9 protein-coding genes are annotated in these 12,795 nt (G+C 70.1%); 8 read left to right on the top strand and 1 reads right to left on the bottom strand.

Annotation, left to right across the window (positions count from 1 at the left end):
- Positions 1-53: 53 nt before the first annotated feature.
- Positions 54-1,685: a hypothetical protein gene (locus VMJ70_02210; protein ID HTO89921.1), complete on the bottom strand. Its 1,632-nt coding sequence runs from the start codon at positions 1,683-1,685 to the stop codon at positions 54-56.
- 93 nt (positions 1,686-1,778) lie between these two features.
- Between VMJ70_02210 and cutA the strand changes: the two genes are divergently transcribed.
- From cutA to VMJ70_02170, 8 genes are all read left to right on the top strand, one after another.
- Positions 1,779-2,102 carry a divalent-cation tolerance protein CutA gene (gene cutA, locus VMJ70_02205; protein HTO89920.1) on the top strand — a complete coding sequence of 108 codons (324 nt, stop codon included), beginning with the start codon at positions 1,779-1,781 and terminating at the stop codon, positions 2,100-2,102.
- Positions 2,099-3,133 carry a tRNA (adenosine(37)-N6)-threonylcarbamoyltransferase complex transferase subunit TsaD gene (gene tsaD, locus VMJ70_02200; protein HTO89919.1) on the top strand — a complete coding sequence of 345 codons (1,035 nt, stop codon included), beginning with the start codon at positions 2,099-2,101 and terminating at the stop codon, positions 3,131-3,133. Before cutA ends, tsaD begins: the two co-directional genes overlap by 4 nt.
- A 255-nt stretch (positions 3,134-3,388) precedes the next feature.
- Positions 3,389-4,348, top strand: coding sequence for a response regulator (locus VMJ70_02195; protein ID HTO89918.1), 960 nt, complete (start codon positions 3,389-3,391; stop codon positions 4,346-4,348).
- Positions 4,345-6,654 (top strand): HD domain-containing phosphohydrolase, encoded by a 2,310-nt coding sequence (locus tag VMJ70_02190; protein ID HTO89917.1) that lies wholly within the window; start codon positions 4,345-4,347, stop codon positions 6,652-6,654. The genes VMJ70_02195 and VMJ70_02190 overlap by 4 nt, the downstream gene beginning before the upstream one ends.
- A gap of 34 nt (positions 6,655-6,688) precedes the next feature.
- Entirely contained in the window at positions 6,689-9,334 is a 2,646-nt protein-coding gene (locus VMJ70_02185; GenBank protein ID HTO89916.1) for an ATP-binding protein, read from the top strand.
- A gap of 5 nt (positions 9,335-9,339) precedes the next feature.
- On the top strand, positions 9,340-9,735 hold the full coding sequence (locus VMJ70_02180; protein ID HTO89915.1) for a response regulator: 396 nt from the start codon (positions 9,340-9,342) through the stop codon (positions 9,733-9,735).
- A 172-nt stretch (positions 9,736-9,907) separates the two neighbouring features.
- Complete coding sequence (gene priA, locus VMJ70_02175) at positions 9,908-11,908, top strand: primosomal protein N' (GenBank protein ID HTO89914.1); 2,001 nt, start codon at positions 9,908-9,910, stop codon at positions 11,906-11,908.
- 158 nt (positions 11,909-12,066) lie between these two features.
- On the top strand, positions 12,067-12,786 hold the full coding sequence (locus VMJ70_02170; GenBank protein ID HTO89913.1) for an HD domain-containing protein: 720 nt from the start codon (positions 12,067-12,069) through the stop codon (positions 12,784-12,786).
- Positions 12,787-12,795: the final 9 nt, after the last annotated feature.

The raw sequence follows: 12,795 nt of genomic DNA, 5'->3' as shown, positions 1-12,795 counted from the left end.
ATTTTCGAACGTGCGCTCGCCGCCGCGTGCCACCGGGAACAGCTGCCGGAAAGTTACTTCTCGATCGAGTGCCCGCGGTGGCAGCCGATGCACTGCGCCGTTTCACCGGGCGTGCCGGCGTTGTAGCCGGCGACGTGGGCAGCGCCAAGCGACGACACCAGTACGTTGCCACGATCATCCACGAGTTGCTCGAACATCGGGATCCCGGCCGGGAGCGAGCGCTCATCCACGCGTCCGCTTCTCTGCACCGGAACCTCACGCACCAGCACCAGCGTGTCGCGCTGGCCCGCGCCGCCCGGCAGCTCGGCCCAGAAGCGGATCCGCACCTGGGCCGCGCCGCGGTGCACCGCGGTCGCGAGCTTGCCGTAGGCACGCGCGAAGACGTCGCGATTCGCGAATCTGAACGTCTCGGGCCAGCCCGCCAGTCGAGTGGCGTCGATCGGCAAGTCGCGCCGCGCAATCGCGGGGCGGCGCGCCGGAGGTAGCGCGCGCGTCACCACCGGGGCCGGATCCAGCTCGAGCGTTCCCGGCAGATTGACCAGCATGACCGGAGCGCTTCCGTCCAGCGCCCCCACCCACAGCCCGAAGTCGCCGCGCGAACCCGGATCGTAGGAGAACACGACGCGTCCATCGGGAAGCGCCGCCGGCGAGCATGCCGAGGGTGCGCTCAGGCCTCTCGCGCTGCCATAGGCCGGGACGTCGGCGGGATCGAATCGGGCGCCGGCCACATGCCGGGGTGGAGCATGCGGGCTCGCGAACCAGACCAGCTCGGTCGCGCCCGGCCGCGGCGAGAGCCCGAGCTCGTCCGCCACCACGCCGATCACGCCACCGCCCGGCAGCACGGCCGGCTGATCGAGCGACTCCATGCGCCGGTCGCGAAATGCTCCGGCGAACAGACGCGGATGCGAGCCGTCCGAGCGAATCGCGATCGCCTGCCAGAGATTCGCGCGGTCACCCACCAGGGCCCGCGTCGAGTCGACCGTCACGCTGGCCCGAGCGTCGCCGCCATCGGCGTCCCGCGCCGGCCACCAGCGATTGAACCACCAGCGCGAGTAGACGATGTCGCCGCTGCGCGGATCCACGCAGGGTTCCTCGACCCCGTTGCGCTCGGAGGTGATGCGAACGCAGGCGCCGTCGTCGAGTGACAGTCGCCAGAGCTGCGGCGCGGGCGAGCCGTCGTACTGCGTCTTCCAGCCCGAGCGCGTGCTCGCGAACACGATCGTGCGCGCGTCGAGCCAGACCGGATCGAGATCGTCGTCGCCGACCCCGCGCGGCGCGGTCAGGAAGCGCGGTGCGCCGCCATCGGCGCCCACCTCGCAGATGCGCCAGGCGCTGTCGGCGCCCGGGGTGCCCGCGAACACGATCGAGTGCGCGTCAGGCGAAACCGAGGGATCGCTGACGTCGAACAGCGCGCCAGCCGGCAGCAGTTCGCGGAGACTCCCGCCCGGTTCGCGCAACAGCAGCCGGCCCCCCGGCGCCGCGGCGCGATGGAGCGGCCCGAGGCCCGGGATCGCGCCGTGCTCGGCGAGCGGCTTGCGCGACACGAACACGATCGGCGGGAGCGGGGCGCTCGGACCGGCGGCGCGGGGTTCGCTCAGGCTGGCGGCGCTGCCTTTGCTCCGGGCCGCGAACGCGGCGATCAGCGCGGGAAGGAGGACGAGAACCGGAAGGGATCGAAGCCGCACGCGCGAATGCTACGCCGCCGGAGCGCGCCAGGCGAGGTGCTACACTCGCTACCCCGAATCCACCCCTGGTGACTGGAGCCCGCCGTGACCGAAATGCTGATCGTGTGGAGTTCGTTCGCCAGCCTCGCGGATGCCGAACGCGTGATTCGTGCGCTGGTCGAAGAACGCCTGATCGCATGTGGCACGGTGCTGGGTGGGGCCCGCTCGATCTACCGGTGGCAGGGCGAGATTCACAATGAGGCCGAAGTCCTGGCGATGATGAAGACTCGCAAGCAGGATTGGACCGCCCTGCTGTCGCGCCTTCACGAGCTCCATCCCTACGACACTCCCGAGTGTCTCGCGGTGCGCGTCGCGGCCGGCGCGCCGAAGTACCTGGCGTGGCTCGAGGAGATGCTGTCGCCGGAGGAGCGCGCGTGAGCCGGGCCGAGCATCTGGTGCTCGGCATCGAGAGCTCGTGCGACGACAGCTCGGTGGCGGTGCTGGAAGACGGCCATACGCTGCGCGCCCATCTGATCGCCTCGCAGGACGTTCATCGTCTCTACGGCGGCGTGGTGCCCGAGCTCGCGGCGCGCGCGCATCTCGAGTACCTGCCGCGCCTCGTCCGTCAGGCGCTCGAGGAAGCCCGCCTCGATGCCACCGAGATCACCGGCATCGCCGTAACGCGCGCGCCCGGGCTGGTCGGATCGTTGGTCGTGGGCGTGGCCTTCGCCAAGGCGCTCGGGCTCGCGATCGGCGTTCCGGTGACCGGCGTCAACCACATCGAGGCGCATCTGCACGCCGGCACGCTCGAGCACGGCGAGAGCCCGCTTCCGGCGCTGGCGCTGGTGGTGTCGGGCGGGCACACCGAGCTGGTCGAAGTGCTCGGCTTCCGTCGCTACCGCTGGCTCGGCAGCACGCGCGACGACGCGGTGGGCGAGGCCTTCGACAAGGTCGCCAAGCTCCTCCGCCTCGGTTTTCCCGGCGGTCCCGCGATCCAGAGGGTCGCGACGGACGGAAACCCGCGGGCCTTCGCGTTCCCGCGCCCGATGGTGGATCAGCCCGGCTTCGATTTCTCGTTCTCGGGACTCAAGACCGCGGTGGCGCTCGCGCTCCAGTCGCTCGCCGCCGATCAGCGCGAAGCGCGCACCGCGGATCTCGCCGCTTCGTTCCAGGCCGCGGCGATCGATTCGCTGGTGGCGAAGACGCGCGCCGCGCTCGATCACACCCGCGCGCGCGCGCTCAATCTCGGTGGCGGTGTCGCCGCCAATCGCGCGCTCCGCGAGCGCCTCAGCGAGCTGTGCTCCGAGCGCGGCGTCGCGCTGCGCATGCCCTCGATGCGCCTGTGCGCCGACAACGCCGCTATGATCGCGCTGGTCGGCGCCTGGCAGCTCGAGCGCGGGCTCGAGACGGGTCCCGAGCTCGACGCCACCGCCTCGCTCGAAGAGTCGGGCCTGCCGATCGCGAGCTGAGACCGGGGATCGGCCGGCCAGCGGCTGACCGGGTTTTCGCCCGACCGGTTGCATCCTGCCCGGCGATCCCCGGGCGCCCCGCGTTTCCCGCCGCCAAACGCCGGGCCAAGCCGTTGCCAATACGAGGCCTGATTCCGGCTCCCGCGGCCCATGGCAACGCCCGCGCAAGCGATTGCGTGGCATAGGCGTTGCGATTGCGGAAGTGGGGGCTCGCCCGTCGTCGGGGCTCACCAGGGATCCGGAGTCCTTTCCGACGTGAACAAACCACGTGTTCTGATCGCAGAAGACGAACCGCATCTGCGTGAGGTCCTGCGCTTCCAGCTCGAAGCGGCGGGCTTCGAGGTGCTGGTGGCCGAGGACGGTCAGCGCGCCGTCGACCTCGCGCTCGAGCAGCTTCCCGACGTCCTGCTCTGCGACGTGATGATGCCCCACCTCGACGGCTTCGAGGTGACGCATCGCCTGCGCGCGGCCTATGCCACGCGACACATCCCGATCGTCATGCTCACCGCCAAGGCCGAGGCCGACGACAAGGTGCACGGGCTGCAGGGCGGCGCCAACGACTACGTCACCAAGCCCTGGCAGCAGAAGGAGCTGGTGCTGCGCATCCGCAACGTGCTCGAGTGGAGCCGGCAGCAGCGGTCGGCGAGTCCGCTCACGGGTCTGCCCGGCAATCTCTCGATCAACGAAGAGGTGGAGCGGCGACTGGCGAGCGGGGAGCCGTTCGCGTTCCTGCAGATCGACATCGACTTCTTCAAGGCCTTCAACGACCGCTACGGCTACGCGCGCGGCGACCAGGCCATCCAGGCGCTGGCGCGGATCATCGTCGAAACCGTGCAGCGCCATGGCCAGAGCAATTTCGTCGGGCACATCGGCGGCGACGATTTCATCGTGGTCAGCACGCCTCCCGTGGCGGAAGCGCTCGGCCGCGACATCCTGGCCCAGTTCGACGCCGCGGCGAAGGCGTTCTACGACGCCGAGGATCTCGATCGCGGTCACGTCGAGGTGCACAACCGGCGGCACGTGCTCGAGCGCTTTCCGCTGATGAGCCTCACCATCGCGCTGGTCAGCACCGACCGCATGCCGGTCACTCACCTCGCCCAGCTCACCGACATCTCGCAGGAGTTGAAGGCGCACGGCAAGAGCATGCCGGGCAGCGTGCTGGTGAACGAGCGCCGCCAGGGCGGCGAGTCGGCCGATCGGAATGCCGCGGCATGAGCACGATCCTTCCCGACATCCGGCCCGAGGCGACTCCGGAATCCGCGCTGGCCTCGCTCGCGCAGGCGATGCTGGCGCTGCGCAGCGCCGGCGATCTCGGCACCGCCTGCTCGATCGCCGGCGCCTGCGCCATGCAGGGCGCCGGCGCGTCCGACTGGCGGATGCTGCGGGTGGATCCGCGCAGCGGGACCCTGATCTGCATGGATCCTGCCGGCACCGAGAGCGCCTATCTCGCCGACGCCGAAGGACCGGTCGAGTGGACGCTGCAACAGGAGATGGCCGCTTACGACGACGGCATCGAGCAGCCGGAGGCTCCGCGCGAAGCGTCGCTGTGGACTGATCCTCCCGCGGCGCTCGCGACGGTGCCGCTGATTTCGGGCGGCACGGTCTGTGGCGTGCTGCTGGTGGCGTTCTCGAGCCCGCATCCGTTCACGCAGACCGACCGGCTGCTGCTGCAGACGCTCGGCGACGGAGTGGCGCTGACGCTCGAGCGCGCCGAGCTGCGGCGGCTGTTCGAGGACGCGCGCCGGCAGAGCGCCCGCCTCGAGCGGCGGGTGGCCGAGGGCGAAGAGACCGCTTCGAGCCTCATGTCGGTCGTGGCGCACGAGATTCGCAGTCCGCTGACCGCGATCAAGGCTTACGCCGAGGCGCTGCTCGAAAGCCTGCAGAACGCGCAGGCGCCGCGCGAGCGCTTCCTCAGCATCATCAACGTCGAGTGCGATCGCCTGTCGCGGCTGGTCACCGACATCCTGGACCTCTCGCGTCTCGAATCCGGCCAGCGCCCGCTCCGGCTCTCGCGCCTCGAGCCCGAGACCCTGGTGCGCGAGACCCTCGAAGGACTGCAGCCGGTGCTGCACGCGCGCCGCATCAAGACCGCGTTCCAGATCGATCCCGGGCTCAAGCTCGAGGCCGACGCCGATCTGCTGCGGCGGCTGCTGATCAATCTCCTCGGCAACGCCGCCAAGTTCTCGCCCATCGGCGGCGAAGTGCGCATCACCGCGGTGCCGAACGGGGAAGAGATCATGGTGTCGGTGGAGGACCAGGGTCCCGGCATCCCGGCCGAGGACCTGCCCCACGTCTTCGAGCGCTTCTTCCGCTCGCGGCAGGCCGGCGAGCAGGAGAGCGAGGGCACCGGGCTGGGCCTGGCGATCGCTCGCGGCATCGTCGAGCTCCATGGCGGCGGCATCCGGGTCGAGATCCCGGAGAAGAGCGGCACGCGCTTCGTGTTCCAGCTGCCCATGCGCCAGCTGGCGACGCCGCGCGCCCGCCGCATCGCCCGCGGGGTGATGGCGCGTCCCGACCTCTGCACGCTGTTCGATCACACCGTCGAGATGGTGGCGGCGGCGATGAATGCCGAGATCGTGTCGATGATGCTGGTGGATCCCGAGCGCGGCGATCTGTCGATCGTGGCCCAGCGCGGCCTCGACGGACAGCAGCTCGGCGCGCGTCGCACCACGCTGCGCTCGGGCGTCGCCGGCTCGGTGGCGGCCTGGGGCCGCCCGTTGCTGGTGAACAACATCGAGACCGACCGCCGATTCCGCCGGCTCAACCATCCGCAGTACAAGACCAAGTCGCTGCTGTGCGTGCCGCTCCACGTCGAGCGCGAGGTGATCGGCGTCCTGAACGTCAACAACAAGCGCTCGGGCGAGGCGTTCGATGACGACGATCTGGCGGTGCTCACCGCGCTGGTGGAGCGCGTCGGCAGCGCGGTCGAGCGCGCCAGCCAACATCCCGACAGCCCGCGTCTGGTGGACGAGGCGCTGCAGGCGGTGCGCAGCATCACGCGCCTCAAGCGCGAGAGCCTGCTCGGCGGCCGCCAGCAGGTGCATCTCGCCCGGGCGCTGGCGCGCGAGCTCCAGCTCCCCGAGACCGAGGTGGATCTGATCGGGTACGTCGCCAGCATCCACGACATCGGCATGGCGGCGGTGCGCGACGAAGTCGCTCACGGCGAGCCGCTCGACGATCGGGGACGATCCGAGGTGCAGAAGCATCCCGAGGTCAGCGTCGAGATCATGAGGCCGCTGGAGTACCAGCTCGCGGTGCGCGACGTGATCCTGACGCATCACGAGCGCTGGGACGGCCACGGCTATCCTCGCGGCTTGCGCGGCCTCGAGATTCCGCTGGGTGGACGGGTGCTGGCGGTGGTGGACGCGTGGGAGAGCATGACGCGCGGCCGGCCGTTCCGCGCGCCGGTGCCGCGCGAAGCGGCGGTCGCCGAGCTCCGGCGGTCGTCCGGCGCGCAATTCGATCCCGACGTGGTGACGGCCTTCGTGCGCGTGCTGGAGCGCGAGGGAGGCGCATCGTGAACACGAAGGCCACTCCCGGGGAAGGGGGCGGGGCGTGAAGAAGAAAGCCAGCCCCAAGGCCGGCATGCCGCCTTCGGTGGTGGAGCTGCGGCTCCGCTCCGACCTCGACGTGGCGCGCGCCGAGATCCAGAAGCTGCGAAAGGAAGCGGCCGAACGCAACGGCGAGTCGGGGGTCGCGAATCCCCCCAGTCCGGCGGACGAAGCGGCCGCGATCCTCGCCGCCCCCGATCCCGGCCCGCCGCAGTCGCTCGATCCGGCCGCGCTGCTCAAGCAGGTGGAGGAGCTGTCGCGCACCCGCCAGCGTCTCTCCAAGCTCTACTTCAATCAGGTCGAGGAGAATCGCAAGCGCGCGACCAAACTGCACCTGATCCTCGAGAACATTTACCGCATCAACTCGGAGCTCGACCTCGACGCGTTGCTCTCGCGGCTCGCCGAGACCCTGCGCGAGACCCTGCGCTTCCAGGTGGTGCTGATCCGCATCCTCGAGCCCGGCACCGACCGCATGGTGGCGCGCGCCTTCGCCGGGATTGACGAGGAGACGCGCGTCCGGCTGTCGCGTGAGGACATCAGCGTCGCCGAGTTCCAGTCGTGGCTGCGCGAGGAGTTCCGCATCAGCCGCTCGTACTTCATCAGCCACTCGCACGAGTTCAATCGCGAGCTGCCCGAGGGCTATCGGCCGGATCTGGGGCCGCGCGAGGACTGGGAGTGGCACGAGGACGACGTGCTTCTGGTGCCGCTCCACGGCCGCGACGGCCAGCCGGTCGCCTATTTCTCGGTGGACGATCCCGAGGATCGCCTGGTGCCGTCCAAGGAGACCATCGAGCTGGTCGAGATCTTCGGCAACCATGCCGTGGTCGCGATCGAGAACGCGCGGCTCTACCAGCAGCTCGAGAGGCACACCCGCGAGCTGGAGTCGGCCGGCCAGCGCATGCAGGAGATGAACGCCCTGCGCAGCAACTTCGTCTCGACGGTGTCGCACGAGCTGCGCACCCCGCTCACCGCGATCCGCGCCTACGTCGACACGGTGCTCGGCGCTCAGCCCGCCGAGATGAGCCAGGAGCAGCTCGCGCGGTTCATGGGGATCATCAGCGAGGAGGCCGAGCGCCTCACCCGGCTGATCGAGTCGCTGCTCGACCTCAACCGCTTCGATTCCGGCAACATGAAGATGGCCCGCCAGTCGGTGGACCTGGCGGAAGTCTTCGAGGAAACCGCCCGACTGTTGCAGCCGGTGGCCCAGGCCGCCCGCATCGCTCTCAAGGTGGAGATCGGGGCGGCCGATACCCGTGCGGACGGGGATCGCGATCAGCTCCGCCAACTTGCGCTGCATCTGGGGAGCAACGCGGTCAAATTCACGCCGCCCGGCGGCTCGGTCACGCTTTCACTGACCGGGGACGACCGCGACGTGACCATGGTGGTGCGGGACACCGGCATCGGCATTCCCGAACCGATGCTGGAAAAGATCTTTGAACGCTTCTTCCAGGTGGACTCCTCGCTGGTGCGCCGCTATGGCGGGACCGGCCTGGGGCTCGCGATCTGCAAATCGATCGTCGAGTGGCACGGCGGACGAATCTTCGCCGAGAGCCAGCCGGAGAAGGGTTCGACGTTCACGGTGGTGCTGCCGCGCCGTACGGGGCCGCGGGTTTCGGTGCGCCCGACCCCCAAAGCGCACGCCGCACCCGAAGATGTCTTGAGGCTGGCGATCGAGATGGTGGCGGAGGTCATGAACGCTCGCGTGGTGTCCCTGCTCGCGCCCGGGCCGGACGGCGACCTGGTGATCCAGGCGGCGCTGGGCGTGGACGAGACCGTCATGCGCGAGGCCTCGATCCGCATCGGTTCGGGAGTCGCCGGCTGGGTCGCCGAATCGCGCCGCCCGGTGTGCGTGACGGGCTCGGCCGATCCCCATCCGGTTCACGGCTCGGGCCGCAAGCACTACCGCACCGGCACCTTCCTCTCGGTGCCGATCGAGAGCGAGAGTGGACTTCTCGGCGTGCTCAACGTCACCGATCCGGTGAGCGAAGAACCATTCGACGCCGAGGACTGCCAGCTGCTGCTCCAGCTCGCCGAGCGCGTTGCGGCCGCCTGGGAGCAGGCGCGCGCGATGGACGCACGGCGGTCCGATCTCGACGACGCCGATCGCGCGGTGCGGGCGATCCTCAAGGGCGCCGACCGCTCGCCGCGCGGCGTCACCGGGCGGGTTCGCCTGGCGACCGCCCTCGCGCGTGCGCTCGAGCTGCCCGAGTCCGACGTCGGCGTGATCGCGCACGCCGCCTCGATGCGCGACGTGGACCTGCCGGCGCCGGGGGGTGAAGCGCCGCGCAACGAGCTGAGCCAGGAGCTGCTGCGGCCGATCGACGCCGCCGGCGTGGTGCGCGACGTGCTGGTCTCGCAGAACGAATGGTGGGACGGCAGCGGCTACCCGCAGGGCCTCTCGGGCGAAGAGATCCCGATGGGCGGCCGCATTCTCGCGGTGGTGGAAGCCTTCGAGAGTCTCACGCAGGGGCGTTGGGGCCGACCCGCCCTGACGCGACAGGAAGCCATGGAGGAGCTGAAGAAGCTGTCCGGGCGGCGGTTCGACCCGGAGCTGGTGAGCGTGTTCGAGAACGCGTGGCGCGACGTGGAGCACTTCACGCGCGCGCCCGTGAGCGAGACGCCACAACTCAAGTCCAGGGAACGGAGGTGAGTCGCATGGCCAAGGGCAAAATCCTGGTGGTGGACGACGAGATCTACATCGTTCACATCCTGGATTTCAGCTTGGGGATGGAGGGATACGAGGTCCTCACCGCGCTCGACGGCGAGCAGGCGCTCGAGAAGGCGCACGCCGAGCACCCGGACCTCATCGTGCTCGACATCATGATGCCGAAGCTCGACGGCTACGAAACCTGCAAGATGCTCAAGTCCGACGAGTCCACGCGAGCCATCCCGGTCATCCTGCTCTCCGCCAAGGGGCGCAACGTCGACCAGAAGATCGGCTTCGAGGTCGGTGCGGACGACTACATCACCAAGCCGTTCAGTCCGCGCAAGCTGGTCGAACGGATCAACGCCATCCTCGGGCAGACCAGCAGCCAGCGCATGCAGGCCTAGGCCTCCGGCCGACGTCGTTCCTCATCGCCGGAGGCCCTGCCCGGGATCAGGGCACGCTTCCCGCCGGGGCGCACTTGCGATCGCGCCATCCACGCCTCAAGCTGCGCGCGTCGCCCCTCGATCCCAAGCGCCCGGTCGCCGCCGCATCCACCCGCCACCCGCACACGAGCACATGTCATTCGCGCAGGTTGCGCTCCCGCTCCCCTTGCGGCGCACGTTCGTCTATCGCGTTCCCGATTCGCTCGGCTCCACGGTTCAGCCGGGGGTCCAGGTCGAAGTGCCGTTCCGGGGCCGCACGCGTCGCGGCCACGTCCTCGAGCTGAGCGGCCACACCGATGTGGCCGAGGTGCGCGACATCGCCGCGGTCACGCCGGCCCCTCGACTCACGCCGCACCTGATGGCTCTGGCCCGCTGGGTCGCCGACTACTACCTGGCGCCGATCGGCGAAGTGCTGGCGGCGACGCTTCCTGGCGGACTCGAGGGCTTCGCACGCTCGCGCGCGCGCAAGGAAGCGCGCGAGGACCCGGTGATGCGCCTGCCGCTGCCCCAGCGCCTCACGCTCACCCCGGCGCAACGCAGCGCGGTGGAGGCCCTCGAGAGCGCGATCTCGACCGGCGGCTTCAAGGCGTTCCTTCTCCACGGCGTCACCGCCAGCGGCAAGACCGAAGTCTACATGCGCGCGGCGCGCGCCGCCCGCGAGCTCGGCGGTCAGGCGCTGGTGCTGGTACCGGAGGTGGCGCTCGGCTCGCAGGTGGTGCGCGAGTTCGAACGCCGCTTCGGCGGCCGCGTGGGCGTGCTCCACAGCTACCTCGGCGTCGGCGAGCGCCGGCGCAACTGGGAGCTGGCGCGCCGCGGCGCGCTCGACGTGGTGGTGGGCGCACGCTCGGCGGTGTTCGCGCCCTTGCCGGGGCTGAAATTGATGGTGGTCGACGAGGAGCAGGACGCGGCCTACAAGCAGAGCGAGCAACTCCGTTACCACGGCCGCGATGTCGCGGTGCGGCGCGCGCAACTGTTGGGAATCCCGGTGGTGCTGGGCTCGGCGACCCCGAGTCTCGAGTCGCTCGCCAACGCGGCGCGCGGCAAGTACACGCGGCTGCGGCTCCCCGAGCGCGTGGATCGGCGGCCGCTGCCCGAAGTGCGCGTCGTGGATCTGCGCGGCGAGGGCGTGACCGACGCGCTGCTTTCCCGGCCGCTGCGCCAGAGCCTGGCGGAGCGGCTCGAGAAGGGTGAGCCGTCGGTGCTGTTCCTCAATCGCCGCGGCCACTCGCATCACACCCAGTGCCGCGCCTGCGGCTGGGTGCCGCGCTGCCCGCACTGCGATATCGCCCTGATCCTCCACCTGAGGCCGAGCGAATGGCGCTGCCATTACTGCGACCATCGCGAACCGGCACGCGGCGCCTGTCCGCAATGCGGCGCCCGGCTGCTGCGACTCTCCGGCGCCGGCACGCAGCGCGTCGAGCGCGAGCTGGCCGAGGTGTTCCCGAAGGCGCGCGTGTTGCGCCTCGACACCGACGTGGCGCGCGAGCGCGGCCGCCCCGCCGAAATCCTCCGGGCGTTCGCGAACGGCGAGGCCGACGTCCTGCTCGGCACGCAGATGGTGGCGAAGGGGCTCGACTTTCCACGCGTGACGCTGGTCGGCGTGCTGGACGCCGACGTGGCGCTCCATCTGCCCGACTTCCGCGCCGCCGAGCGCACCTTCCAGTTGCTGGTGCAGGTGGCGGGGCGCTCGGGGCGAGGACCGGCTCGCGGCGAAGTGTTCGTGCAGACCTGCACGCCCGACCATCCCGCCATCGAGGCGGCAGTGCGCCACGACGACGCGGCGTTTCTCGAACGCGAACTGAACGAGCGTCGCGAGGCCGGATATCCACCCTTCAAGCGGCTGGCAACGATCCTCTTCTCGGGCAAGGACGAGGCGCGGATCGAGGCGCTGGCGACCGGTGTCGAGGAAGCCCTCGCGTCGGAGGCCGCCGAGGCCGGTGTGGAGATGCTGGGTCCGGCGCCGCAGGCGCTGGCGCGGCTGCGCGGGCAGCATCGCTGGCACCTGCTGCTCAAGGCCGAAAACGCCGCGAAGCTCCACCAGATCGCCGCGCGCGGCCTCGAGCTGGCGGAAGGGCACGAACACGCGGCCAGCGTGCGCGTCGTGGCGGATGTGGACCCGGTGGACGTGCTGTAGCGGCCCCGCCACGGCTCGGAAGCCGGTCTCTCCACAACCCCGGAACATCGGCCCCCGCTCTTGACGCATCTCGAAGGGCGTGCCTAGATTGCGGCCGCTCCCCGCGCCGGTTCCATGCACCGGCCGACGGCACGATTCCCGCTCGCCATGAGAATCCTGTGACCAATCACATCGCCCCCTCCAGCCCTGACAAGGCGGCCGACAAGGCCGGGGACATCGTCACGTTCGAAGCGGTCAAGGAGAACCGCCGCGCCCGGGCCTACATCCGAGGCGCCGACCAGGCGCTGGCCGAGATCGGCTACACCGAGCACGGCGAGCGCCACGTCGGGCTGGTGGCGCGCATCGCCTTCAACGTCCTCAAGCGCCTCGGCCACCCCGAGCGCGAGGCCGAGCTGGCGGCGATCGCCGGCTGGCTGCACGACATTGGCAACGCGGTGAATCGGGATCAGCACGCGCAGACCGGCGCGACCATGGCCATGCAGATCCTGCACGAGATGGGGATGCCCGACGACGAGATCTGCACCGTGATCGGAGCGATCGGCAATCATCACGAGAACGACGGCGAGCCGGTGAGCCGCGTGGCGGCAGCGCTGATCCTGGCCGACAAGAGCGACGTCCATCGCACCCGCGTGCGCAATCCCGAGCAGATCAAGTTCGACATCCACGATCGCGTGAACTACGCGGTGGAGAAGAGCTTTCTCAACGTGGACGAGGCCCAGAAGCAGATCACGCTCGAGCTGACCGTCGACACCAAGATCTCGCAGGTGATGGAGTACTTCGAGATTTTCATGACCCGGATGCAGGCTTCCCGCAAGGCGGCGACGTATCTCGGCTCCCGGTTCGGGGTGACCGTGAACGGCTTCCGCCTCACGTCGTGAAGGAGGGTG

Origin of the sequence: Candidatus Sulfotelmatobacter sp., from assembly GCA_035498555.1 — a bacterium.
Classification (GTDB): Bacteria; Eisenbacteria; RBG-16-71-46; order RBG-16-71-46; family RBG-16-71-46; genus DATKAB01.
Note: the sequence above shows the minus strand (reverse complement) of the source record. Positions and strands in the feature narration are given on the sequence as shown.